Raw genomic sequence first — 24,532 nt, 5'->3', positions numbered from 1 at the left:
AACTTCTTTAGATGTTTGCCGTTTATACTCTTTTGGGCGAGGCGAAACGCTGTTTGTATAATTGCGTGAGGCTGATAAGCGCCGCAATAAACAACGCGACCGCGCCGCACACCGTGGCGTTAACGATCGCCTGTGCGCCGCTTCCCAGCAGGCTGGTTAATAGCGGACCAAGTATTTGTCCAATGCCGTAAGTTAGAGTGACCAGGCCCAGCAGATTAATATTGCGCGGCACGCTTAGTTGACGGGCAAGCGGCATCACCAGTGAAGTAGTTCCCATAAACGTTGCGCCAAACCCCATGCTGCTTATCACCAGCAGCGGCAAGGAGCCGCTGGCGAGCGTCATGACCACGCAGGCGCTTTGAATCAGCAAATTCGCCGTCAGGCATTGCAATACTCCCCAGCGTCGGGCGGCCCACAGCCAGGCGAAACACCCCGGAATTATCGATATGCCGACCAGCGACCAGAGATGGGCAGTCAACAGCGGCGAACCGGCACTTTTCGCCATCAGCGGCAGGTAGGTGGCGACAATGATGTAGCCAAATCCGGCCAGCCCGTACAGTAGAGCCAGCAGCCACCAGGACATAGGCTGATGCTCTGTTTTTACCGGGGCCGCAGCGGGGAGCACGTGGTTGCGAGATGGCAGGAGTATAACCAGTAGCACAAAGAACAGAGCCGAGGCTGCCGCTGCGCCCAGCCAGAGCGTGTGCGATGAAAGCGCAAAATGCAGACCGCTAATAACATATTCATTGCCCAGCAAAATGCCTGCGCCAACGCCGGAGAACAATGCCGCGATCACGAAGGGATGCCGGGTATGATGCAGAACGATCATTGAGCCAAAGATCATCATACCTGCACTGGCGACGCCCGCCAGAAAGCGGATCAGCATCACCAGCGCGGGCTGCGTTAAGCTTGCCATCGCCAGAATCAGCCCTGCGGTAGCGAGCGCGGACGTTAGCAGCATCGGGCGTAAGCGTGAGGGAAGATGGAAGAGCCCGAAGGAGAAGAGCAGGCTTCCCGCCAGATACCCGGCGTAGTTGGCGCTGGCAATCCAGGAGAGTTGGTCAAATGTAAATTGACCTTCCGACAGCAGTACCGGCAGCATTGGTGTATACAGAAAGCGCCCAATTCCCATACCCAGTGTTAAGACCAGCATGCCAAAAAGCGCGACGCTGATGGCATGACGATTTGAATCTGGGCTTCCCTGGGACATACGGACTCTCATTTCGCGCTGTTAGCTGATAATTGTTATATTACATGTGTAAATGATAATGAAAAGTAAAATAACGCAAGGCCTAATGCTGTCAAAGATTACGACTGTAGACCCGTGAGACTTCCCCCCACGGATGATAGCCCGCCCCGTCAAAGTAAAATCCCGCTTTCTCGTATAAGCCTTCCAGGTCAGTACACAAATGAAGCCGCATAAAGCCTAACTGTCTGGCCTGCTGCGCAATATGTTCAATCAGGCGAAACGCCAGACCGTGACCACGATAGCGAGGATCGATATAGAGTGCGCATAGCCACGGCCACAGTTCGCCGCGACTGATAAAATCATTGGTGATCAATCCGGCGCAGCCAACAATGCTGTCGCCGTCCTGCAGCCAGTACCACTGCGGTAGCGGGTTCTTTGCGCCAATACAACGATGCAGTGCATCCTCGTAAACTCTCATGGAGTCTTCTGAGGCCCATTGTTGCTGAAAGTAAGCGGTGACCTCGTGCAGTTTTTCCGGTGTTTCGCGCAGGGAAAAAATGCGGATGTTCATCGTCATTGAATTTTTCTCCTTAAAAATTCGCCAGCGTCAGCAGGGAAGGAATTTGCGACAACAGAAATAACACCAGCCCAATAGAACCGCCAACCAACGTGCCGTTGACGCGGATAAACTGCAAATCTTTACCGATGTTCAGCTCGATTTGCTGCGACATATCGCGTGCATCCCAGCTTTTCACCGTGTCGCTAATATGGCGTGTCAGGAAAGTGGCGAACTCTGGCGCTACTTTATGTGCGGCCTGCTCAAGATGCCCATTCAGTGAGGCGCGCAGGGCGCTGTCGGCTACCAGCGTTTCGCCGAACCACTGCCCGGCGCTGGCGATGCGCTGCTTCACGCGGGAATCATCGGCGTTAATGTCGGTTTTCACCCACTGACGTAGGTCTGCCCACAGCTCGCCAAGATAACGGTTGAAGGCTTCATCTTCCTTCAGATAGCTTTTCAGGCTTTCGGCCCGCACGGCCATCTCCGGATCGTGTTTGAGCTTATCGATGAGCTTAAACGTGGCGCGATCGAAGGCATGGCGGATCTGATGTGCGCGATCGTGGCTGATGTCATCCAGCAAGGAGTTAACGGCATCAGACACCAGCTCGGCGCTGTGCTCGCCCAGCCATTCGGTTGGCAGGATCTTCGCTTTCAGTGGATGTTCGGTTTCCAGCCAGTGCACGACCTGTCTGGCGATAAACGCTCGCGAGCTGTCGCGCTGGAGCAGGGCGATCAGTTGGGCAATCAGCGTGTCGAGCAGCACCTGATGGCGATTGTTTTTGGTCATGCTTTCCAGCATCAGCGCGCTGGTACCGGAGAGATCGACTTTGTCGATGGCCTTGTGCACCGCCCGCTTGATCAGCCTTTGAATGCGCGAGTCGTCGGTCAGTTCGAGAAAACCACTCATGATCTGCAGCAGATGCTGGCCAATACGCTGGGCGTTTTCCGGCTGGCTGAACCAGTTGCCGATCAACAGCGCCGGTTCATGGCGGCGGATCAGCGCGACCAGCGACTGGGTATCGAGAAATTTTTCCTGCACAAATTGCCCGAGATTTTCGCCGATCCGATCCTTATTGCGCGGGATAATCGCCGTGTGCTGCGAGATAAACGGGATCGGCACCCGGCGAAAAAGCGCCACCACGGCAAACCAGTCCGCCAGCGCGCCCACCATCGCCGCTTCGGCGATCGCTTTGATCCCCAGTACCCAGAAATTAGGCGGCAGAAAAAGCGTGATGACGAAGGTGGCAGCGGCAATCAGCAGCAATGAGAGCGCCAGTCGCTTGGCGCGTTTGAGTTCAGCAATTTTATTCATAGGCTTAAGGATAGAGCCAGACGGGGGGATCGTGCAAAAAATGTGGAGCGCCTCCCATTTTCAGGTGGGCTGGGCTTACTCCGGGATCCAGTTGTCCCAGGCGGGCAAGGGGCCGAGTTCCGCCACCAGAAAATCGATAAACGATCGCACCTTCGGATTGCTGTACTTGCTGGGAAAGTACAGCGCATACAGGGCGTGAGTTTCACAGGTGATAGTGCCGTCGAGCATCAGCGGCGTTATCTCTTCTTTTTGAATATGATCGCCAATCAGATAGGTGGGCAAATACGCCACTCCCTGATCTTCTAACACTGACTTCAGCAATACCAGACTGCTGTTGGCCTGGATCGGCATATGCAGTTTCAACTGATGCAGACGATCCTGTTCATCCGCCACCTTGAGCACCGGTGTGAGGCCGGGATAAACCAGACAATCATGATCCACCAGATCGCTTCGACGCTGGGGCATGCCTTTTTTGGCGAGGTAGCCGGGTGAAGCACAGTACGCCCAGCGAACAGGCACCAGCTTGCGCATCGCATAGTTTTGCGGCGGTGCGGTGGAGATGCGCAGGGCGATGTCGAAATCTGTTTCGTTCAGATTCACAAAGTTATCGTTGAGATCGATATACAGATTCACATCCGGGAACTGGGAGCGATATTTATCCACCAGGTTCACCAGCCGGGAATAACCAAACGCAATTGAGCAGGTTATGCGTAATTCACCCTGCGGGCTGTGGTAATAACCGGAAGTGGTATTCAGCGTTTCATCGAATTCTTTCAAAAGCTTATTAGCGCGGTTGAAGAGATATTGCCCGGCGTCGGTCAGGGTAATACTGCGGGTGGTGCGTTTAATTAATGTCGTGCCCAGCGTGTCTTCCATCGCAGCCAGACTTTTGCTGACCGCAGACGGCGATACGTTGAGCTGCGCCGCGGCTTCTGACAATCCTCCGCAGTCGACGATTTTAGTAAAAAACTCCAGATGCTTGAGTGAAATCGGCGTACTCATAGTTTCCTTTAATTCACAAGTGATTTGCAAAAACGGTACGAATAGGCCGTTACATTCGCGTTTTAAACATGCAACTATTGAATCACAGGAAACAACTTGCTGGCAAAATGAAAAAATAACAACTTAGGTGAGTTACGTCACAAAATAAAAGGAGGCGAAACGGAAACTCATCACATTGTGAATTTAATCTCATTAATTATTATTCTAAAGGTACCGATTATGTGGTCACGACTCGAACCCTACAGATCGTCGATTATTTTATTAGTTGCTCTGGTGATTGGCGGCTTATTAGGTATTTATGCCCCATCGTTTGCAAGTAAACTCCAGCCAATAGGTCAGATATTCTTAAACCTGCTATTTATGATTATTGTGCCGCTGGTGGGGATCAGCGTTATGTCTTCGATCGCCAGTATGACCGACCTAAAAAGGCTGGGGCGCATTATGGCGATTATCTTTATTGTTTCGATCGCCATGGCCTTTATTCCAGCCGCCGGGATCGTCGCGCTGGCGCTCTGGTATAACCCGGCGCAGGGCGTCACTATCGATCTCTCGCAGTCGGTGCAGGCGGGCAGCGGTAAGATGGATTTTGTCAGTATGATCACCACCAGCGACTTTATCGGACTGTTTTCTAAGTCCAATATTCTGGCGCTGATCGTAATGGCAATCATCGCCGGTGTCGCAATTGGCCAGTCGGATCAGGCCGGTAAACGTATTGCGTCGCTGCTGGAAGACGCCAATACCGTGATCATGAAGATCGTCTCGATCATTATGAAGGTCGCGCCGATTGGTCTGGGCTGCTACTTCGCCGCCACCATGGCCAGTCAGGACTCTGCACTACTGTTAACCTTTGCCCGCGCCATCGGCCTGTTTATGGTTGCCACGCTGGTCTACTTTGTCTTTGGCTCGATTCTCTATTCGTATATTGGCGGCGGTATTCCGGCGGTCAAAGCCTTCTGGCGTAACGCGATTGAACCGTCTGCGACCGCGCTGGGTACCTGCTCTTCACTGGGGACGCTCCCGGTGACGCTGCGTGCCGGTAAGGCGATGGGGATTAACCCGGAAATCGTTGATGTCTCCATTCCGCTGCTGGTTAACCTCAACAAGGGCGGCGTGGCGATGATTGCCGCGCTAAAAATTGTCTTTATCTATTCCGTGCTGGGCATGGAATTCACCACCGAAACCTTCTTCCTGACGATGCTGATTGCGGTGCTCTCCGCCATTATCGTTGGTGGCGTGCCGGGCGGGGCGTTCCTCGGTGAAATCTTTATCGTCACCACGCTGGGCCTGCCGATGGAAGCAATCCCGATGCTGGTGGTGCTGGGCACCATTACCGATGCGCCGGCCACACTGATTAACGTTATCCATGATTTGAATGCGGCGCAGATTGTTGAACGGTTCGCTGGAAAAAAGCAGACCAACGCTGAAATAAACTCTACTGCTGCGGTGGTATAGGTTTCACACGGATTAAGAACAGGAGATGTTATGAAAGACGCAATGAAGCTTGAAACGCACCTGGTTGTTGCTGGTCGCGACAAACGCTATACCCAGGGAGCGGTGAATCCGGTTATCCAACGCGCCTCTTCACTGGTATTTGATACCGTGAAGGACAAGAAATTTGCCACCGCCAATCGCGCGAACGGCGAGCTGTTTTATGGTCGTCGCGGAACCTATACCCACTTTGCCTTCCAGAAGGCAATGAGCGAACTGGAAAGCGGCGTTGGCTGTGCGCTGTACCCATGTGGTGCTGCGGCGGTGACCAATGCGATTCTGGCGTTTGTTCAGGGTGGCGATCATATTCTGATGACGGGGGCGGCCTATGAACCAACCCAGGATTTCTGCAATAAGATCCTGAGCAAATTCAACGTGGAAACAACATATTACGATCCGCTGATTGGCGCTGGCATTGTCGATCTTCTGCGTCCGGAAACAAAGGTAGTATTCCTTGAGTCACCAAGTTCTATCACCATGGAAGTCCAGGACGTGCCGGGGATGGTGAAGGCTATCCGCGCGGTGAATCCGGAGATTGTCATTATGATCGACAACACCTGGGCGGCGGGCGTGCTGTTCAAAGCGCTGGATTATGGCGTGGATATTTCCATTCAGGCGGGAACGAAGTACACCATCGGCCATTCGGACGCCATGCTGGGCACGGCGGTGTCGAACGCCCGTTGTTGGGATCGCCTGCGCGAGAACTCCTATCTGATGGGGCAAACGCTGGACGCCGATACGGCCTACAACGGCAGCCGCGGATTGCGCACCCTGGCGGTACGCCTTAAGCAGCATCAGGAGAGCAGTATCCATATTGCCCGCTGGCTGTCGGCAAGGCCGGAAGTGGCACGGGTGAATCATCCGGCATTACCGGAATGTCCGGGCCATGAGTATTTTCAGCGTGATTTTATCGGAAGCTCAGGCCTGTTCTCGTTTGTGCTGAAAAAGAGACTGACCGACGAACAGATGGCGAATTTCCTCGATAACTTCTCGCTGTTCCATATGGCCTATTCGTGGGGCGGATTTGAGTCGCTCATTCTGGCGAACCAGCCGGAAGAGCTGAACAGCATTCGCCCGGCTGGAGAGGTAGATTTCAGCGGCACGCTGGTCAGGGTGCATATTGGCCTTGAGGATATCGACGACCTGATTGCCGATCTGGAAGCGGGATTTGCACGCATTGCGTAAGGTGAGGTGAGCGTAGCCGGATGGCGCTGATGCTTATCCGGCCTACGTAACCCAGTAGGCCGGATAAAACGCCTGTATGACATTCGCGATGACGCTATATTCACAATCAAATTAACTCACAAGTAGTCATTTAAGATCATTTTTTATCAAAAGTAATCTTTGTCACAATTTTCAGCATCCCTCCTGGGTAGCATAGCCACTGGTTTTAAGTGTTATGGCATATAAGGGATGATGAGTTATGAAGCTGAAAGATTTATTCTCAAGGACACCGACGGAACGCCGCCATTATGGCGTTGCCGTGTTAGTCGGTATCGTTTCTGGCGTACTTTCTGCATTTGTTAAGTGGGGAGCCGAAGTTCCGCTTCCACCCAGGACATTTTCTTTGGGAAGAAATGAGTTTAATCCTCCGTACCTTTTTCTCCGAGACTATTTAGGGATTGACCCCACGCAAACGGTCTATACCTTTTCTGAACATGTGATTAATCCGGTTATGGTCACGCACATCATATTTTCATTAGTGTTTGCAGTCGGATATTGCGTTGCCGCTGAAATTTTTCCAAAAGTTAAACTTTGGCAGGGGGTACTGGCAGGTTTAATCGTGACGGTGGCAGTTCATGGCATCTTCATTCCCGCCCTTCATCTTTCGCCGCCCTTGTCTCAGCTACCATTTGATGAATATGTGTCGGAAATTATTGGACATATTTTCTGGTTTTGGGTCATTGAAATGATTCGTCGTGACCTGCGTAATCGGATCACGCATGAACCCGATGCGGAAGTTCCGTTATCTCTCGTCAGATGATTAAAAGTTGATGCACTATGATGGATTGCCCCCGACCGCTAAACACAAAACCAGTGTTCGCGAATGGGGGCGGTTCATAGGAGGTTAACTCTCTGTGACTAATGCGGTGGCCTCATGCTGACGTACGCGCTTTAGTAAGCCTGCCAGCGTGAACACGACGGCAATACCAGCCATCACCGCCAGCAGATGAAACGAAATCCTGCCGCCGTTGAACCATAACCAACGCCCAATTTCGACAGAAACCGCCATCACCGTCAGGATCACCATATTCAACGACGCCGAAACCGTACCCTTCGGTAAGTTGTTGGAAAATAGTGTAAAGCGGAATAACGTTGGGAAGATCATTCCAATGCCAAACGCATACAGGCTGGTCCCCAGCACTGACCACAACCACACGTGCGGCCACAGTAAATTGCCAGCAATCAATACCGCCAGCCCGCTCAACTGAATGGGAACCGCTCGCCAGATAAAGCGTGGCCGGGTCGGATCCTTCACGAAGCGGACGACCACCATATTGGCGACGATCACCGCGCCAAATACCGGGGCCTGTGCCCAGGCAAACTCCGATGTGGTCATGCCGCCAGCATCGATCAGAATAACCGGTGAGACCGCCACCCAGCTCATCATCGGGATATAGCTTAACGACAGCGTGGCTGCGCCAAACAGGAACACCCGGTTGCGGAAAACGTCGCGAAAATCACGCACTACGCTGCGCGCACTGAACGGCACCGCGCCACGCTGGACGGTTTCTGGCATTGCTAATGTGAGTCCAATGAGTGCGATAAGCCCCATGACGGCGATAATGGCAAACAAGATCTTCCAGTGTACAAAGTGCATTAGCGCCGCTCCGGAGAGCGGGCCGATAACCGGTGCCACCAGCACAATAGAGGTGATTACCGCCATTAGCTTGATGGCCTTTGTTTGCCCAAATGCCTCCTGCACCGTGACATAGCCGACGGTGGCGATAAAACAGATGCTGGTGCCTTGCACAAAACGGGCGGCCAGAAATTGCGTCATCGAGGTGGTGAACAATGTGGCAGCGCAGGCGAGCGTAAAAATTAGCGCTCCCGCAATCAGTACCGGACGGCGGCCAATCCGATCGGAAAGCGGCCCCAGCAGCCATTGCAGCGCCATACCACCAGCCAGATAGAGGCTGACCGCCGCGGGCGCCAGGCTGACGTCGGCGTTGAAATCGCGTACGACATTAATGATGCCGGGCTGGATTAGGTCCGTCGACAGATAGGCGGCGAAGTCATATAAAATCAATGCGACAGGAAAAAAAAGCGTTGTGGCGCGTTGGGAGAAAAACGCGAGAATCCGTTGCATAAAACAGCTCCTTGTCGGGAGAAAACCCTCAACGGGAATAGCGAAATTCAATACCGTCTTTGAGACGTCAGACCGATGACAGAAAAAAAGCAGACTGCAAATGTACTGAATTTCATGTAATCAAAAACGCTGTCTGCGCGAAGCGCAAACAGAAGATACGCTCACTGACGCGGGGTCAGAAAACGTAACGATTACAGGTAACAATCAGCACATCGCACCTCAGGAAGAGTAAGTTGAACGGGTAATAACCATCCGCAGTGTAATGCGGATTGGATATTAATTAAACGAGTTTATCCGGTTTATGTGCAGAAAATCGCCCTGCAAATCAGACTACGATGCTCTGCAAAAACCGCAGAGCGATGGCACAACCGAAGATAATTAATACACCGCCAGCGATACGTTCTACCCATAATATCCCTCTGGATAACCGTCGCTGGATCTGCGGTAAACCAATGAACATCACGATCAGCAGATCCCAGCACAGCACTATGCTGGTCATCCAGATCCCGCTCATGGTTTGTTGCAGCAGCGTCACCGACGGGCCGAGCAGGGCGGTCATTAGCGCCAGATAGAACAGCGCATTTTTTGGGTTGAGCAGTGACGAACCCAATCCCAGTAGTAGCTGTTTGCCAAATCCTGGACAGGTAGACTGGGCGTCTGTTCCGGTCAGCGTTTGCGGGCGGCTGCGTACCAGCAGGCTGCCAATCCACAATAAATAGAGCGCGCCCAGCAGCTCAATAACCGTAAACAACAGGGGAAGCTGGCGCAGGATCCCCCAACCGATAATTGCCAGCAGAACATACAGCCCGTTGCCGAAAGCGATCCCCACGCACAACCCGGCGCTGCCGCGCATCCGGTATCGTGCGGCGTAACCGACCAGTAAAAAGAAGTCCGGCCCGGGGCTAAGCAATGCGACGAAATGCGCCAGTGCCAGCGCGGGAAAAGCAGAAGGAAAAAGTAAAGAAAGCAGCGACATAGCGACCTCAGAGAATGAATCTGAGATCACCGTACGCCTGACGCAGCGCTAATTATTGTCTGATATTGATCGTCCCAACGCGTACTGGCGCGGTGTGGCGGCGGTGTAGCGCACAAAGGTGCGATGGAAATGGCTCTGGTCGGCAAACCCGCTCTGGTAGCCGACATCGGCAATTTCGTCTCCGGCCCGCAGCCGCTGGCGAGCATAGTCAATCCGTATGATGTTCAGATAACTTCCTGGCGTCAGCCCGGTGTCCTGCTTAAAGGTACGGATCAGCGTCTCTTTACGCATGTGACATTCATGTGCCAGCTCATCGAGCGAGGGCGGCGCGAGCAGGCTGGACTGCAACCGTTCGCGCAGATACTGGCTGGTGGCGCTTAGGTTTTCTGGTGTGACCGACTGCAACGGCAGCGAGTGAAGCAATGTTTGCGCGGCATCCGTTAATTGCGCGGTTTGGCGTTGCGGCATGAGCGTCACAAGGTGCATATAACGCTGGAATAATTGCGCATCGCGGATAACGGGAGCAGGCGTGCAAAGCCGCTGATTGGTGTTCTGCGCAGGCAGATTAGCAAGACACCACTGGGTATCAAGATAAAGCATATGATAGCTGCGAAACTGTCCGTTAACAGGATTACAGCTGTGAGGTGCCAGCGGCGGTATCACAATCAGATCGCCCACCTGCAGATGGTATTCCTCGCCATCGCACAGACAGCACGTTTCCCCCTCGAGAATTGCCCCAATCGAGAGCTGAGAGTGGTGATGCCGCTTATAGGCCTGCTGGCTTTGCCAGGTGCTGCGCAGTTCCAGCCACGGCAACTGCTCATCACGCCAGAACGATTGTGGAATATCTCGGGTATGCGTCACATCGTGTCCTCCCTGAAAGTGATGATTTGTTATAGCACAGGCCGAGTGGTGAAAAAGTGGGAATGCGCATTGAGTTGGCGATTCTGCGTGACGTGTTCCAGACAAATGCAGACGTTACATAAGGGCGTTGTTATCCCGGAAATCGTCTCGCAAAGAGAGAAAGTTGCAGGTGAGGATGTGGTTTTCCGGCGCTACAGTCATGGCATCTTATTTTCAGGTGAAGGATCGCCATGAACAAAGCTTCCGCTTCAACACCGCATGACGCGGTTTTTAAAACATTTTTACGTCACCCTGAGACTGCACGGGATTTTCTGCAAATACATCTTCCCGCTTCGCTGCGCGAGCTTTGCGATCTTCAGACGCTTAAACTCGAGTCAGACAGTTTTATCGAAGAGAATTTACGTGCGTACTATTCCGATGTGCTGTGGTCGGTGAAAACGACGGATGGGGATGGATATATTTATGTGGTGATTGAACACCAAAGCACACCGGATGCGCATATGGCATTCAGACTGATGCGCTATGCGGTAGCGGCCATGCAGAAACATTTAGATGCCGGGCATCAGCAGTTGCCGCTGGTGGTGCCGATGCTGTTTTATCACGGCGCTAAAAGCCCGTACCCTTATTCGCTGTGCTGGCTGGATGAGTTTGCCAACCCGAAGCTGGCTCGTCAGCTGTATGCTGCGGCGTTTCCGCTGGTGGATATTACGGTTATTCCGGATGACGAAATTGTGCAGCATCGACGTATGGCGCTGCTGGAGTTAATCCAAAAACATATCCGTCAACGCGATCTTATGGGATTGGTCGAGCAAATTGTTTCCCTGCTACTTACCGGACTGACTAATGACACTCAGATAAAGACGCTGTTTAATTATATTTTACGAACTGGCGATGCACCTCGATTCAGTGAGTTTATTCGCGGGGTTGCCGAACGTTCACCGCAGCACAAGGAGCAATTGATGACGATCGCGGACAGATTACATGAGGCAGGACTACAAAAAGGCAGGCTGGAAGGGCTTCGAGAGGGGCGACGTGATGAGGCACTGCGTATTGCCCGCACCATGCTGGCAGATGGCATCGATATCAGCACGGTACAAAAAATCACCCGACTTTCCGCTGAAGAGATTCAGGGTTTAAGCCATTAGATATAGCTTAAACTGCCTAATTGCCTGCCCGGAAGCGCCGGGCAGCTCGATCTACTCTATTGCCGTTTTTACCGCCTCTCCGAGCTTCTGCATTACTTCCCGATGCTTGTCGTTTGGCGGCAATGCGCAGTTGATGCGCACACAGTTGCGATACTTCCCCGATGCGGAGAACAGAGAACCCGGTGCAACCTGGATTTTGAGGCGACAGAGCTGCTTAGCGACACAGACCATATCGACCTGGAGCGGCAGCTCGACCCACAGCATAAAGCCGCCTTTCGGTCGGGTGACGCAGATCCCGCAGGGGAAGTATTCCCGTACCCAGCAGGTGTAGATCTCCATATTGCGCTGATAAATCTGGCGCATACGCCGGATATGCCGATGATAATGACCTTCGCGCACAAAGGTCGCCGCCGCCAGTTGCGTAGCGGGAACGTTAGTGCCGATGACGGCGTACTTCATGTGCAGCAGCTTGTTGTAATAGCGACCGGGCACCACCCAGCCCACTCGCAGTCCGGGGGCGACGGATTTGGTAAACGAACTGCAGAGTATTACCCGACCGTCGCTGTCCCAGGAGTGGATCGTGCGCGGGCGTGGGTACTCCGTTGCCAGTTCGCCATACACATCGTCTTCAAAAATAACGATGTCGTGGCGCTGGGCGAGGGCGAGCACTGCCCGCTTACGCGCATCCGGCATAATGAATCCGAGAGGGTTGTTGCAGTTGGGAACCAGCAGCACACCTTTGATCGGCCACTGATCCAGCGCCAGCTCCAGCGCTTCAACACTGATCCCGGTATCCGGATCGGTTGGGATCTCAATAACTTTGATCCCTAAGCCGCGCAGTAGCTGCATCGTGCCGTAGTAGGCCGGTGATTCAACGGCGACAATATCGCCAGGCTGGCAAACCGTTAGCAGCGCCAGCGACATTCCGCTCTGACTGCCGCTGGTGATCACAATATCGTCTGCATTGACCACCGAACCGCTGTCCAGCATCAGCCGTGCAATCTGTTGACGCAATTCCCGGCAGCCAGGTAATTCATCGTAACCCAGCACCGCCTTGAGATTATGCTGCGCCACGCGGCTTAGCTCGCGCCACAGCGGCTTCAGGCTGGGTTGATTGATATCTGGCACGCCACTGCTAAAAGGGATTATCGATTTATCCGCATGACCTGCCAGCATGTCCAGCACCTGATCCCACTGGGTTATCTCGACCGGACGCTGTACCGGGCGCGACATTGGCGGCACCGGCGGCTGCGCTTTTTGCGGTGCGACAAAATAACCGGAACGCGGCTGCGGTGTGATCAGCTGTAGTTGTTCCAGCGTCTGATATGCCTGCTGGACGGTGCTGATACTGACCCCATGTTCCTGACTCAAGCTACGCACCGAAGGCAATTTTTCGCCATGGCGATACAGCCCCTGCTCAATGCGTTCGGCCAGCAGATTGGCCAGATGTTGGTAACGCGTCATGCTGTATCCCTCATGGGTACCATACAGATTAAAAAACCAGTACAGAATGGCGTGAAAAAAGCGATGCAGAACTCTTTTTAACCAATCTGTATGTTAAATAAAAGTACTTTTTGAGTCTGTATTGTTTTGGGCCAAATCCGTGAAGATAAAGCCTCTGGCAAGGCGGGGAGGCAAGGTATGGAATTTCACGAGAATAAAGCAAAACAGCCGTTTATTGGGTTTGTACTGATCTGGCGGGCATACAAGGCGTGGCGGCTGCGGGCGCAAACGCGGCGCCTATTGCAACAGATGAGCGATGAGCGGTTGCGGGACGTCGGGCTGCGACGCGATCAGGTGGAGTAATTATTTTCTATCGACCGAGGCCGGGTGTTAGCGCATCCGGCCTCTTTTATATTCACGGTGTTTATCAATTCATGCTTGTTGATAGTCTGTTTCTTGATACTTATCCTGATAAGTATTATTTTCTTTTCAGCGATGAGGGGAAGTAAGATGACTGAAGATGAACTGTTTGCCCGCCGTCCGATGGGGATGCGCATGGCGATGGTGGTGCGCCAGTGGCGGGCCATTATTGATGCTGCCATCACCGATACTGGTTTGACACAGTCAAGCTGGACGGTACTGATGCAGCTGTATCAACTGGGAGACAACGTCTCGGTCAGTGAACTGGCGGAGGTGCAGGGCATTGAACTGCCGCCGCTGATGCGCACCCTCACACTACTGGAAAAGCAGGGCTATCTGCTGCGTTCCACATCGCCCTATGACAAACGCATCCGCCTGCTGGCGCTGACCGCGCAAGGCCGCGCAAGGCTGGACGAACTCAACCGGGTGATAGAGACATACCAACATCGCGTCACCTGTACCATTCCTGAAGCAGAGCTTGCCGCCTTTAGCACGACGTTAAATCAACTCGCCTGCAATTTGCGGACAATCCGCGAAGAAGACAATCAACACTAAAAAACTATGATGACCCCAGAACAAAAATTTGCCCGTTGGGTAAGGGTGAGTATTGCCGCTTTCCTGGTAATATTCGCCTGGTTTATCGTTGCCGATATCTGGATCCCGCTGACGCCGGACTCCACGGTGATGCGTGTGGTAACGCCCGTTTCCTCACGCGTTTCCGGCTACGTCTCGCAGGTGCATGTGCATAACAATAGCCAGGTGAAGAAGGGCGATTTGCTGTACGAACTGGATCCGACGCCATTTATCAATAAGGTCGAGGCTGCGCAAATTGCCCTTGAGCAGGCGAAGCTGAGTAACCAACAGCTGGATGCGCAGATCGCCTCTGCCCGTGCCAACCTGCGCACCGCGCAATTCAACGCCCGCAACGATAAGACCACCTTAGACCGCTATCAGCGCCTGAGCGCCATGCAGAACGTGTCGCAATCCGATCTCGACAAGGTGCGTACCGCCTGGCAAACCAGCGAGCAGTCGGTGGCGGCGCTGAATGCCAGTATTCAGAACCTGCTGATCCAGCGCGGAGAGCGCGATGACAAACGTAACGTAACGCTGCAAAAATACCGTAACACGCTGGAAGAGGCGCAGCTGAACCTCGGCTGGAGCAAAGTATATGCCCAGACCGACGGCACGGTGAGTAACCTCCAGCTTAGCCCCGGACTTTACGCCACTGCCGCCACGCCGCTACTGGCGCTGGTCAGCCATCAGACCGATATCGTGGCCGACTTTCGCGAGAAAAGTCTGCGCCACACTAAAGTGGATACCGATGCCGCCGTGGTGTTCGACGCCATGCCGGGCAAGGTTTTCTCTGCCCGCGTCACCAGCAGCGATGCCGGTATTCTGGCGGGCCAGGAACAGGTTAATGGCCAGTTGTCGCAACCGGAACAGTCCACCCGCTGGGTGCGCGATGCCCAGCGTATGCGCATTCACGTCGCGCTGAACGAACCGCTTGACACGCCGTTACCGACCGGGGCGCGCGCCACTGTACAGCTGTATAACAGCGAGGGCGTGTTCGCCCGCACCTTTGCCGGGGCGCAGATCCACCTCATTAGCTGGCTACACTATGTCTATTAACACGCTGGCCCACGTCTTTACGCCGCACGGGAATATTGTCTACACCGCCAATGATTTTCGCCAGACCCTGCGTATCTCCGTTGCCGGGACAATCGCGCTGAGTATCTCGACCTTCTACAACGTGCAGTACGGCGTGTTCTTTGTGGTTTATCCGCTGATGCTGCTGTCGCTGGTACCGGTATTCAACCGCCATGTGGCAACACAGTTTGTGTTCAGCGCGGCGGTGAACTGTGTCGAAATGGTGCTGATCGTCGGCTATCTGTCGCAGTGGCCGCTGGTTATGACACTGGTGGTGTTCGGCCTGTATGTGATGCGTTTTCGTTTTATGAGCAAAGGACCGCTGTTTCTGCTCGGTTCGATGGGCGTGGTGTGCCAGAGTACGATGCTCAACTTTATGAGCTATCCCACCACCAACTGGCATACGCTGATGTTCTCCAATATGGAAGCCTGCGTCATGGCGGTGGCGCTGAGCGCGCTGCTGCATTATCTGATCCCGGACGTGGAACCCCGCCAGCCATCGCCGCGCATTGAGAAAGATGCCGCCCGGGTGCGCCATGAATCGCTGCTTTCCGGCACGGTGGCGACGATGATTTTTGTGGTCTTCCAGATCTGCGATTTGAGTGATTCGCTGTCGGCGCTGATGGCCGGCATTTTGATCCTGTTTCCGATGCACTACCGTGGCGCGGTGATCAGCTCGATTTGGCGCGTGGTCGGCGTGGTGCTGGCCTGCCTGTATATTCTGCTGGTGCAACTGCTTATCTATGATTTCAGCAACCATATGCTGCTGATGATGCCGCTGATTGGCCTCGGGCTGGCGTTCAGTGCCCGCCTGCACGTAATGGAAAAAGTCGGCGCGGGCGTGGGTTTTGCCAGTATCACTACTATCGGCATTATGTTTGGCCAGAACCTGCACCCGGATCAGGACCTGGTATTCAGCGATCTGTACCGTATCACTTCCGTCACCGTCGCGCTGGTGGCAACGCTCACCATGGTATTTCTGGTACACCGGGTGTTGAACTGCTTTGCCGTAACGCGGTTTGTGATTACCGAGTGAGTGGGCAGTGAGTGCCGGATGGCGGCTGCGCCTGATCCGGCCTACGGGAAAGTGCCATTTGTAGGCCCGGTAAGCGTAGCGCCACCGGGCATCAGAACAATATTGCCTGTGTCCGAGGCTTGGCCTATCTGGTGAAAACGGGCGTTCAATGTGGCGATGTATTGGGTAAAGTCGTTTAATTTTCCTGATATGCTTTCTCAACCAAAAGCTTAGCTTTATCAAGATCGTATTCATTACGAATGATGAGTTCCACATCACCAGTTCCCCAATGACCAATATTGGTCACATCCCGACTAAATCCCTCTTCAAACTGGACATGTTGCGGGCTTATCTTCAGCCATAGGCGAAGGTGGGGATCGGTTATTGGGTAAACCGCAACGCACAGGAAGTTACGGATACGACGGAAGGCATCGTAGAGTTTTAACTCTTTATATTGGACTTCATCGCCAAGCGACAGCACATAGCTTTTTAGGTGCTCGTGGAGTGAAAGTAGTGCTGGAGAAGCAGAAGATAGCTGTTCGCGCTGTGTGCGGGTATGACGCTTCCCATTGCTGCTGGCTGGGATGTCCTGCACGTCGTGCTGAGGGCTATTTTCTACTACGGCATTCACCAGTTCCAGCATCAACAGATCGCTGGAAAATAGCTTGTAGCGAATCAGACTGATATTACGGTTAATTTGCTGAACAGCATGTTCATCGTATTTATTGAAATCAGCAGCAATACAGATTAATCGCGTGCCTGACCAATCGATGGCTTCGGCCGTAGTTTTACCCATTTTCTCCATCACCCGCCAGCGAAACTCCGCCTTGTGGTCGAGTAGCCAGTCGAGATAAAATAAGCCCTGATTGATCACGTTTTCATTGCTATGTCGTTTATATTCGATAATAACCGGACAGCTATTTTCATCGAGACCTAATGTATCAATCCGGCCACGGTGTGTTTTACCCGTACTGTATTCAGTGTCGAGAAACCGAACGCCAAGAAAGGTTTCCATATGGGATTCAATCAGCCTTTGCAGATCTTTTTCGACAGCTGCGGCCTTGCCCGGTAGTTCTTGTACTCTTCCTGCGCAGTGGCGGAACAGTTGTATATCGCTCATGGATCCCTCCTGTTATTTTCCTGCATATGCTATTGCTTACTCCCGAACGGCTTGCACATTATAAACACCTTATGCAGGCAACGTTAAATGACCCGTCGCCATATCAAACATCAGGCGGGCAAAGCCCTTAGCGCACTGCGGGTTCGATAAATACTGCAGCATAAATTCTTGTCGCGCTTCGTCGCTGTCCATCACCGCGTCGTCCACCGCCTTGAAAAAATCGCCTAATATCGCCTGCTCGGGACTGTTATTCCTGATTTGTTTCATCACAGTTTCATTCTCACTGATTTTATTAAACACGGTCATTGCGCTGCTGAGCATATCTTTATCCGTCAGATGGTCGGTGATAAACAGCTCATTCATTCGCGACAAAATCTGCGACAGAAACTCCTCTTTCTTGTCTTTCGGTTTCGCCGTACCCACGTCGTTACTGGGATCGAGCGTATATTCCGCAGCATCTTCCTGTAGCTTCAAATGCTGTTCGTGGATCTTCGATAAGCGGTAGTGGCTCATCTCCACGTTGCTGAGATCGATCTCGTCTTCCTCCAGCCGCTGTTCGTGCAACAAAGGTCGTAGATGGCGGGCGAACAGGCTGAGTTTTTCCAGATCTTTGTCATCGTACTCGACGATCTGCGACATAAACTCGTAAAAACGCACAAAGCTGCCGAGATCCTTCTTGAAAATCTCCAGCCGATCTTTTTCCTGCTTGCAGGCTTTGAAGCTGTTTTCGGCATTGGTGATCAGCACCACATCACCGGTTTTTTTGGTTCTTTCAAACATCTCTTTGGCGGTCAGATATGTGTCGACGGCGAGGGCATAACGCTTCTGCCAGCGCTCGACGGCCGGGCGGCAGATATTACTGATGGCGGCGTTGGATTTGTTTTTCGTGAAAAATGCGTCACAGAACTGATCCACTTCGTTCCACTGAAAAATCTGGCTGGCACGTAGTTTCTCAAACAGATCAAATACCTGTTGGGGATCGCTGACGTCGGTTAGCTCGGCGGTCTGATAATAGGGCTGGAAGGCATCCAGAATATCCTGCGGCTCGTTATAAAAATCGAGCACAAAAGTACCTGATTCCGCTTTGCCCGGGTAGGTGCGATTCAGCCGCGAAAGCGTCTGGACGCATTCAACGCCGCCGAGGGCTTTATCGACATACATAGCGCACAGTTTAGGCTGGTCAAAACCGGTCTGGAACTTATTGGCGACCAGCATCACCTGGTAATCATCGCTGTCGAATGCTTTACGCATATCCCGGCCTTTCAGCCCCGGATTCATGTTTGCTTCGGTGAATTTCTGGTTCAGTAATGCGTCGCTGTTAGGGTCGCTCTCCTGAAACTCGACTTCGCCGGAAAACGCCACCATGGCGCTGATTTTTGCATAGCGGTTTTCGGTGATGTACTTATCAAATGCCTGTTTGTAACGTACCGCCGCCTTGCGTGAACTGGTGACCACCATCGCTTTTGCCTGCCCGCCGAGCAGGTTCATCACATGCTTACGAAAGTGCTCGACGATCACTTTCACCTTCTGCGAGACGTTGTAATCGTGCAGCGTCACCCACTGGTTCAGCCTGACCTTGGCTCGATTGCTGTCCACTTCGCGGTCTTTATCTTCCAGCTTTTGCAGCAGCTGATACGCCACTTTATAGCTGGTGTAGTTTTTCAGTACATCGAGAATAAAGCCTTCCTCGATGGCCTGACGCATGGTGTATACGTGGAATGCCGCTGGTTTGTTGGTGGCCGATGCCGGTTCGCCTGGGTGCGGGAGGCGACCAAAAAGCTCCAGAGTTTTGGCTTTCGGCGTGGCGGTGAACGCATAATAGTTCAGGTTGCCGCTGTTGCGACGTGCAGCAATGGTGGCGTTGAGGCTGTCTTCTGACGACAGTACCGTGTCGTCATCCCGCTCTTCGCTCATCAGCACTTCTTTTAGCTGCCGCGCCGTGGATCCACTTTGCGACGAGTGGGCTTCATCGGCAATCACCGCGTATTTACGCTGCTTCAGGCTGACGCTGTTTTCAATCGCTTTCAGCACGAACGGGAAGGTCTGGATGGTGACGATAATAATCGGCTGCGAGTGTTCCAGCGCGCTGGCCAGCTTTTCCGACTTGGAGCCATCACCCTCTTTATTATTGATGCGCCCGACCACGCCGTCGGCATGTTCAAACTGGTAAATGGTGTCCTGCAGCTGATCGTCGAGCACCGTGCGATCGGTAACCACAATGACCGAGTGAAACAGCTTCTCGCCGCTGTCATCATACAGGCGAGAAAGCTGGTGCGCAGTCCAGGCAATGGAGTTCGATTTGCCGGAACCGGCGCTGTGCTGGATCAGATATTTGTTGCCGGTCCCCTCGAACGACGCGGCCTGTAGCAGTTTGTTGACCACATCCCACTGGTGATAGCGCGGGAAGATCAGACTCTCTTTTTTGTACTTCTGCCCGTTCCAGTCCTCTTTCTCTTCGATTTGCAGATGTACGAAGTTGGCAAGGATTTTCAGCAGGTTATCCGGCTGCAGCACTTCGTTCCACAGATAGTCGGTCGCATAGCGGCCCGCGTCTTCCGGGATGTCATTGCCCGCGCCGCCTACTTTGGTGCCTTTGTTGAACGGCAGGAAGAAGGTGTCGTCGCCCGCGAGTTTGGTCGCCATATAGACGTCGAACTGGCTGACGGCGAAGTGCACCAGCGCCCCGCGCTTAAAGGTCAGCAGCGGCTCTGGCTTATTGGTGACCGGATCTTTCGGCAGCCGGGTTTTCTTATACTGCGTGATGGCGTTCTGCACCGCCTGCTTAAACTCGGATTTCAATTCCAGCGTGGCAACCGGCAGACCGTTGATAAACAGCACCAGATCGATACGCCAGCGTTTCGCTTTCAGTTCATTGTCATCGGCTGCGTTGGCGTAAGGGCTGTAGACCAGCTCCGGCACAATACGGCAGAGATTCTGCAGATAGCGCGCGAGGGTGTCCGGGTTGAGAGTGTGCTCCGGTTTAAACTGGCAGAGAAAAAAGCGGGCGTTACGGATCTTCAGACCATGACGCAGTACGCCGAGCGTGCCCCAACTGCGCGACAGCATATCGGTGGCGTTGATGTCGGCTTTTTGCAGTTGAGTAACCAGGTTATCGAGAAAATGACGTTCGGTGTCGTTGGGGTAAACCTTCGCAAACTTTTCCCACTCCTGCGGCTGGGTGGTTTGCACGAATTGCAGCGTGTCCTGCACGTAGAGCGCGCGTTCGCGATCGTAGCCGTCGCCTTTGCCGACAATCCAGCCGTTGGCGGACATCTGGCGGATGATGTCGTTTTGCAGGTTGATCTCGCGAGTGATGTCGGGAGTCATACGGCGACCTCCGCTTCGCCTGCGGTTTGCTCGTTGGGGACGCGCCAGTTGCGGACGTCGATTTTACCGGTGACGGCGGCGGAGATAAGGGCGGTGCGGCGTTCTTTGAGGAGGGCGATTTGCTGGAGTTGTTTTTCGATTAGGATGTCGATTTTGATGATTCTTTTATCAATGAAAGTGACGATACTCTCTTGTTCTATTTTCGATGGTATTAGCAGTGGTAATCTACGAAAATCTTCAAATTTCATTGATTGTCTCAGGCCTCCGCCCATGCCATAAAACACTTTAAAAATATCATAGGTATGAAGTAGGTAATATGAAAATGATGGTGTTATAGCGTGTTTTACGCTAAGCTTTAAATAAGCCGGTGTAATAATTCCACTCTGGGTCACTAGTCCAACCCGTAAACTATTTTTATCATTTTGTAAGTCAGTTAGCCTTAGTATTATATCTCCATCTTTTACTATCTGATAAGTGTTAAATGAGTCAGGTAATAATCCGAAATTTGTATCAGTTTTTCTTTTTATAATATTGCCATAACTTAATGAAAGTACATTATTTTCTAAACCATCAGTGTTTTTTTCGGTAGAAGCTGAACATATGGCATACGTTGGTTTAACTTCCCATGACGAGGGGATAGAATCCAACCACTCAATACCTGAATCTTTCATCGGCACATCAGGATTTAGCCCTTTGGTTACAGCATGGCTAATCACTGCCTGACGTTTTTCTTTTAATAGTTCAATAAGCTGTTGTTGTTTCTCTATAAGGTTATCGATTTTTGCAGTTTCATGATTGAGAAAACTCGCAATTTGTTCGCTTTCAAGAAATTGAATTTCTGGGAGTAGTATATTTTTCATTTCTGAAGAGTTAGTACTCCACAAATCTGCAACGATCCCTTTCCCGTAACGATAAAATTCCTCTTGAAACTGACGACTCCTGAGTAGGTAATGTGCGAATCTTGGGTTAATACTCTTTGGGCGCATGACAATACTAATTAAGGATACCGAGCCGTTAAATCGGGATATACCAGCTGACCCCTTTCTGTCAGAACGGCTATTTATCACAAAGTCATCTTTTAAAACTAATTTACGGTTATCTCCAGCTTCAGTTTTCGCAGCTGTATCTAGTTGAGGAACTATACCTTGCATAGTAACCGATAAAGCAGGGTAATCTTTATCACTAACCTTTACTCTTCGTTCTTCAAAGAACTGACCCAAACGTTTAATATTCCAATGAGCTGGTATTTCCCCTAACCACTCCACCCCAGAATCCCTATACTCCGAATACGCCTTATACTTAGCCATCAGGAGTGTACCTCCCGCAGCAGCTGCATAATCTCGGCACTTACCGCATCTAAATCAGCATCAATTTCCTCCAGCGATCGCGGCGGCGTGTACACATAGAAATGACGATTAAATGGGATCTCATAGCCGACAATACCGATCTCGCCGTCAATCGCATCACGCTTGTCGGCGTTGATCCACGCGTCGGGAACGTGCGGCAACACTTCCGCTTTGACGTAGCCCTCGATCAGATCGCTGGTGGAAACGACAGGGTTGAGCGGCACGTTCTCGTTATCCCGCAGGTCGCCGTCCTGCTCAAACTCCACCACCTGCCCACGATAGGCAAACGCGCCGTACAGCGGCTGGGCGTCTTCTTTTAATACCTTCTTCACCACCGGCGCGGCGTCCGGGTTTTTGCGGGTTACCGCGTCGATAAACTGCTTGTTCTCTTTGGCATCCAGCTTCACACCGGCGGTTTTCAGCGCGCTTTTTAAGTCTGTCTGGAACTGATTAAAGTCATCGCTGACGCCGGAAATGCCGCCAGGCTTATCGCCAAACGCGGCCTGAATATGCCGGGCTTTTTCCATTAATCCGCGCTGGGCCAGCCACAGTTTGCTGTCGAGCAGGTCTTTGATTTGTTTCTCTTTCAGCTCGGCAAACTCGGCTTTGATTATGGCGCGGGCTTCGGCTTCTAACGCAAAGAAATCACCGTAACTATCTGTCTGCCAGTGGGCGGCAAATGCGTCAAACAGGCATTCCATCGGCGCGTTAAACGGCTTCGGCGCAAAGCGTAATGCGGCAATGGCCTCATCGGTAATTTGTGCCGACAGGCGCAGCGGGCGCTCAATGGTCAGGCGGCGATAGCCAAAATCGGTGCTGTTGAAGATCTTACTGGCGAAGGTTTTCGGCGCTTCGCTTTTCGCGGTTGCAGACTGACGACCGCGGCTGGATTTTTGCTCCGGCGCTTTCTCCAGCCCCAGAGCTTCCAGCGTGGTGGTCACTATTGCTTCAAAATCGCCAAAGGTTTGGGTGATGAGCCGGATATCGTCTTCCCCCATCAGGTTACGCTTTGAACCCAGCGACTTGCGCATTTTGCCGCACAGGTTGCTGCCGTCGATCAGTTGGACTTTGCCTTTGCGCTCCGGCGCTTTCTTGTTGGAGAGGATCCACACGTAGGTGGCGATACCGGTGTTGTAGAACATGTCCGTCGGCAGGGCGATGATGCCTTCCAGCAGATCGGCTTCCAGAATGTGGCGGCGGATCTCGCTTTCACCGCTGCCCGCGCCGCCGGTAAACAGCGGGGAGCCGTTAAGGATGATACCAATGCGACCGCCGCCGCTATGGGCGTCGCGCATTTTGCTGATCAAATGCAGCAGGAACAGCAACGATCCATCGGAGACGCGCGGCAGGCCGGGGCCAAAGCGTCCGTCAAAACCTTTCTGTGCGTGCTCGTCGCCGATCTCGCCTTCGATCTTTTTCCAGTCCACGCCGAACGGTGGGTTGGAGAGCATGTAATCGAATTTCTCGGCGGGCAACTGATCGTTTGAAAGCGTATTGCCGAGTTTGATACGGCTGACATCCTGGCCTTTAATCAGCATATCTGCTTTACAGATGGCGTATGACTCCGGGTTTAGCTCCTGGCCAAAAGCGCGCATCACCGCATTAGGGTTCAGCTCGTGCAGATATTCCATCCCGGAGGAGAGAAAGCCGCCAGTGCCCGCCGTTGGGTCGTAGATGGTGCGAATAATACCGTCTTTGGTGAGCGCGTCGTCGTCGCCGATGAATACCAGCGAAGTGGTCAGGCGTACGATATCACGTGGGGTAAAGTGCTCACCGGCTGTCTCATTCGAACCTTCCGCAAAACGGCGGATTAACTCTTCAAACACCAGTCCCATATCATGGTTGGAAATGGCGCCCGGGCTTAAATCTGCATTCGAGAACTTTTGTACCACTTTATACAGCAGGTTGGCCTCTTCCAGTTGACCCACAAACTCGTTGAACTTGAAGTGGTCGAAAATCTCACGGGCATCGGTTGAAAAGGATTGAACGTACTTTTCCAGGTTGGCTTTGATGCCGTTTTGCCCCATCTTGCTGAGATCCATAGGCGAGGTGTTAAAGAAAGTCAGGCCATCTGCGGCGCGCAGGAGCATCTTCTCTTGCGCTTCTTCCGGCAAATTGAGTGCTTTAATTTTTTCTGCCTGAGCAAGTACGGCCTCTTTGCTGTCTTCGAGCACACACTCCAGTCGGCGCAGCAGGGTGAAGGGGAGAATAATGCGGCCATACTGTGATTGTTTAAAATCGCCGCGCAGCAGGTCGGCGACCGACCAAAGAAAAGCGGCCGTCTGGGTGAAATTTCCTGATGTCATAAATACTGTCCTGGCCTCTGTGATGAGGCTTATTTTTTCTTCGGGTAGATAGTCTCCTTTTTA

The 24,532-nt window shown here is 52.6% G+C and carries 20 protein-coding genes; 8 read left to right on the top strand and 12 right to left on the bottom strand.

Features of this window, described 5'->3' with window-relative positions:
• Positions 1–22: 22 nt before the first annotated feature.
• The 4 genes from OGY33_RS23565 to OGY33_RS23550 form a co-directional block, all read right to left on the bottom strand.
• Complete coding sequence (locus OGY33_RS23565) at positions 23–1,210, bottom strand: MFS transporter (protein WP_048215022.1); 1,188 nt, start codon at positions 1,208–1,210, stop codon at positions 23–25.
• A 91-nt stretch (positions 1,211–1,301) separates the two neighbouring features.
• Positions 1,302–1,766 carry a GNAT family N-acetyltransferase gene (locus tag OGY33_RS23560; protein ID WP_032942291.1) on the bottom strand — a complete coding sequence of 155 codons (465 nt, stop codon included), beginning with the start codon at positions 1,764–1,766 and terminating at the stop codon, positions 1,302–1,304.
• Positions 1,767–1,779: 13 nt separating this feature from the next.
• A complete protein-coding gene (locus OGY33_RS23555) occupies positions 1,780–3,060 on the bottom strand; it encodes a DUF445 domain-containing protein (protein ID WP_191238889.1) in 1,281 nt (426 codons plus the stop codon).
• Positions 3,061–3,135: 75 nt separating this feature from the next.
• On the bottom strand, positions 3,136–4,062 hold the full coding sequence (locus OGY33_RS23550; protein WP_003845596.1) for a LysR family transcriptional regulator: 927 nt from the start codon (positions 4,060–4,062) through the stop codon (positions 3,136–3,138).
• A gap of 219 nt (positions 4,063–4,281) precedes the next feature.
• Between OGY33_RS23550 and OGY33_RS23545 the strand changes: the two genes are divergently transcribed.
• The 3 genes from OGY33_RS23545 (at position 4,282) to OGY33_RS23535 (ending at position 7,534) form a co-directional block, all read left to right on the top strand.
• Complete coding sequence (locus OGY33_RS23545) at positions 4,282–5,514, top strand: dicarboxylate/amino acid:cation symporter (RefSeq protein ID WP_048227154.1); 1,233 nt, start codon at positions 4,282–4,284, stop codon at positions 5,512–5,514.
• Positions 5,515–5,544: 30 nt separating this feature from the next.
• The gene (metC, locus tag OGY33_RS23540) at positions 5,545–6,735 is read left to right on the top strand and encodes a cystathionine beta-lyase (protein WP_103014436.1); all 1,191 of its coding nucleotides are present in this window, start codon (positions 5,545–5,547) and stop codon (positions 6,733–6,735) included.
• 238 nt (positions 6,736–6,973) lie between these two features.
• Positions 6,974–7,534, top strand: coding sequence for a YagU family protein (locus OGY33_RS23535; protein ID WP_079934429.1), 561 nt, complete (start codon positions 6,974–6,976; stop codon positions 7,532–7,534).
• An 84-nt stretch (positions 7,535–7,618) separates the two neighbouring features.
• Here the strand turns inward: OGY33_RS23535 and mdtM are convergent, their stop codons facing one another.
• The 3 genes from mdtM to OGY33_RS23520 all read right to left on the bottom strand — a co-directional run bounded on the left by mdtM (position 7,619) and on the right by OGY33_RS23520 (position 10,700).
• Positions 7,619–8,860: a multidrug efflux MFS transporter MdtM gene (mdtM, locus tag OGY33_RS23530; RefSeq protein ID WP_125363511.1), complete on the bottom strand. Its 1,242-nt coding sequence runs from the start codon at positions 8,858–8,860 to the stop codon at positions 7,619–7,621.
• Positions 8,861–9,185: 325 nt separating this feature from the next.
• On the bottom strand, positions 9,186–9,836 hold the full coding sequence (locus OGY33_RS23525) for a LysE family translocator (protein WP_048215017.1): 651 nt from the start codon (positions 9,834–9,836) through the stop codon (positions 9,186–9,188).
• Positions 9,837–9,884: 48 nt separating this feature from the next.
• Positions 9,885–10,700, bottom strand: a complete 816-nt coding sequence (locus tag OGY33_RS23520) for a helix-turn-helix transcriptional regulator (RefSeq protein ID WP_191238888.1) — start codon at positions 10,698–10,700, stop codon at positions 9,885–9,887.
• A 230-nt stretch (positions 10,701–10,930) separates the two neighbouring features.
• On the opposite strand from OGY33_RS23520, the gene OGY33_RS23515 reads away from it, so the two are divergent.
• Positions 10,931–11,845: an Rpn family recombination-promoting nuclease/putative transposase gene (locus tag OGY33_RS23515; protein WP_128316523.1), complete on the top strand. Its 915-nt coding sequence runs from the start codon at positions 10,931–10,933 to the stop codon at positions 11,843–11,845.
• 51 nt (positions 11,846–11,896) lie between these two features.
• On the opposite strand, the gene OGY33_RS23510 is transcribed toward OGY33_RS23515, so the two are convergent.
• Positions 11,897–13,309: an aminotransferase-like domain-containing protein gene (locus OGY33_RS23510; RefSeq protein ID WP_191238887.1), complete on the bottom strand. Its 1,413-nt coding sequence runs from the start codon at positions 13,307–13,309 to the stop codon at positions 11,897–11,899.
• A gap of 177 nt (positions 13,310–13,486) precedes the next feature.
• On the opposite strand from OGY33_RS23510, the gene OGY33_RS23505 reads away from it, so the two are divergent.
• The 4 genes from OGY33_RS23505 (at position 13,487) to OGY33_RS23490 (ending at position 16,391) form a co-directional block, all read left to right on the top strand.
• On the top strand, positions 13,487–13,651 hold the full coding sequence (locus OGY33_RS23505) for a DUF1127 domain-containing protein (RefSeq protein ID WP_003019180.1): 165 nt from the start codon (positions 13,487–13,489) through the stop codon (positions 13,649–13,651).
• A gap of 147 nt (positions 13,652–13,798) precedes the next feature.
• Complete coding sequence (locus OGY33_RS23500) at positions 13,799–14,263, top strand: MarR family winged helix-turn-helix transcriptional regulator (protein ID WP_191238886.1); 465 nt, start codon at positions 13,799–13,801, stop codon at positions 14,261–14,263.
• A 6-nt stretch (positions 14,264–14,269) separates the two neighbouring features.
• On the top strand, positions 14,270–15,337 hold the full coding sequence (locus tag OGY33_RS23495) for an HlyD family secretion protein (protein WP_191238885.1): 1,068 nt from the start codon (positions 14,270–14,272) through the stop codon (positions 15,335–15,337).
• A complete protein-coding gene (locus tag OGY33_RS23490) occupies positions 15,327–16,391 on the top strand; it encodes a DUF2955 domain-containing protein (RefSeq protein ID WP_191238884.1) in 1,065 nt (354 codons plus the stop codon). The genes OGY33_RS23495 and OGY33_RS23490 overlap by 11 nt, the downstream gene beginning before the upstream one ends.
• A 175-nt stretch (positions 16,392–16,566) precedes the next feature.
• Here the strand turns inward: OGY33_RS23490 and OGY33_RS23485 are convergent, their stop codons facing one another.
• The 4 genes from OGY33_RS23485 to OGY33_RS23470 form a co-directional block, all read right to left on the bottom strand.
• Positions 16,567–17,490, bottom strand: coding sequence for a DUF5655 domain-containing protein (locus OGY33_RS23485; RefSeq protein WP_153753785.1), 924 nt, complete (start codon positions 17,488–17,490; stop codon positions 16,567–16,569).
• Positions 17,491–17,559: 69 nt separating this feature from the next.
• Positions 17,560–20,817: a type I restriction endonuclease subunit R gene (locus tag OGY33_RS23480; RefSeq protein WP_191238883.1), complete on the bottom strand. Its 3,258-nt coding sequence runs from the start codon at positions 20,815–20,817 to the stop codon at positions 17,560–17,562.
• The gene (locus OGY33_RS23475; protein ID WP_191238882.1) at positions 20,814–22,124 is read right to left on the bottom strand and encodes a restriction endonuclease subunit S; all 1,311 of its coding nucleotides are present in this window, start codon (positions 22,122–22,124) and stop codon (positions 20,814–20,816) included. Before OGY33_RS23475 ends, OGY33_RS23480 begins: the two co-directional genes overlap by 4 nt.
• Positions 22,124–24,469 carry a type I restriction-modification system subunit M gene (locus OGY33_RS23470; protein WP_191238881.1) on the bottom strand — a complete coding sequence of 782 codons (2,346 nt, stop codon included), beginning with the start codon at positions 24,467–24,469 and terminating at the stop codon, positions 22,124–22,126. Before OGY33_RS23470 ends, OGY33_RS23475 begins: the two co-directional genes overlap by 1 nt.
• Positions 24,470–24,532: the final 63 nt, after the last annotated feature.

The organism is Citrobacter sp. Cpo032 (assembly GCF_030332975.1).
In the GTDB taxonomy this organism is placed as follows: Bacteria; Pseudomonadota; Gammaproteobacteria; order Enterobacterales; family Enterobacteriaceae; genus Citrobacter; species Citrobacter portucalensis.
This window is presented reverse-complemented; position numbering and strand designations above follow the sequence as displayed.

What these genes read in the sequence shown, in the direction of transcription:
- OGY33_RS23505 (WP_003019180.1), top strand. Translation starts at nt 13,487, where the DNA reads ATGGAATTTCACGAGAATAAAGCAAAACAGCCGTTTATTGGGTTTGTA.
- OGY33_RS23475 (WP_191238882.1), bottom strand. Translation starts at nt 22,124, where the DNA reads ATGGCTAAGTATAAGGCGTATTCGGAGTATAGGGATTCTGGGGTGGAG.
- OGY33_RS23470 (WP_191238881.1), bottom strand. Translation starts at nt 24,469, where the DNA reads ATGACATCAGGAAATTTCACCCAGACGGCCGCTTTTCTTTGGTCGGTC.
- OGY33_RS23560 (WP_032942291.1), bottom strand. Translation starts at nt 1,766, where the DNA reads ATGACGATGAACATCCGCATTTTTTCCCTGCGCGAAACACCGGAAAAA.
- OGY33_RS23490 (WP_191238884.1), top strand. Translation starts at nt 15,327, where the DNA reads ATGTCTATTAACACGCTGGCCCACGTCTTTACGCCGCACGGGAATATT.
- OGY33_RS23535 (WP_079934429.1), top strand. Translation starts at nt 6,974, where the DNA reads ATGAAGCTGAAAGATTTATTCTCAAGGACACCGACGGAACGCCGCCAT.
- OGY33_RS23510 (WP_191238887.1), bottom strand. Translation starts at nt 13,309, where the DNA reads ATGACGCGTTACCAACATCTGGCCAATCTGCTGGCCGAACGCATTGAG.
- mdtM (WP_125363511.1), bottom strand. Translation starts at nt 8,860, where the DNA reads ATGCAACGGATTCTCGCGTTTTTCTCCCAACGCGCCACAACGCTTTTT.
- OGY33_RS23550 (WP_003845596.1), bottom strand. Translation starts at nt 4,062, where the DNA reads ATGAGTACGCCGATTTCACTCAAGCATCTGGAGTTTTTTACTAAAATC.
- OGY33_RS23515 (WP_128316523.1), top strand. Translation starts at nt 10,931, where the DNA reads ATGAACAAAGCTTCCGCTTCAACACCGCATGACGCGGTTTTTAAAACA.
- metC (WP_103014436.1), top strand. Translation starts at nt 5,545, where the DNA reads ATGAAAGACGCAATGAAGCTTGAAACGCACCTGGTTGTTGCTGGTCGC.
- OGY33_RS23495 (WP_191238885.1), top strand. Translation starts at nt 14,270, where the DNA reads ATGATGACCCCAGAACAAAAATTTGCCCGTTGGGTAAGGGTGAGTATT.
- OGY33_RS23485 (WP_153753785.1), bottom strand. Translation starts at nt 17,490, where the DNA reads ATGAGCGATATACAACTGTTCCGCCACTGCGCAGGAAGAGTACAAGAA.
- OGY33_RS23555 (WP_191238889.1), bottom strand. Translation starts at nt 3,060, where the DNA reads ATGAATAAAATTGCTGAACTCAAACGCGCCAAGCGACTGGCGCTCTCA.
- OGY33_RS23525 (WP_048215017.1), bottom strand. Translation starts at nt 9,836, where the DNA reads ATGTCGCTGCTTTCTTTACTTTTTCCTTCTGCTTTTCCCGCGCTGGCA.
- OGY33_RS23480 (WP_191238883.1), bottom strand. Translation starts at nt 20,817, where the DNA reads ATGACTCCCGACATCACTCGCGAGATCAACCTGCAAAACGACATCATC.
- OGY33_RS23565 (WP_048215022.1), bottom strand. Translation starts at nt 1,210, where the DNA reads ATGTCCCAGGGAAGCCCAGATTCAAATCGTCATGCCATCAGCGTCGCG.
- OGY33_RS23500 (WP_191238886.1), top strand. Translation starts at nt 13,799, where the DNA reads ATGACTGAAGATGAACTGTTTGCCCGCCGTCCGATGGGGATGCGCATG.
- OGY33_RS23545 (WP_048227154.1), top strand. Translation starts at nt 4,282, where the DNA reads ATGTGGTCACGACTCGAACCCTACAGATCGTCGATTATTTTATTAGTT.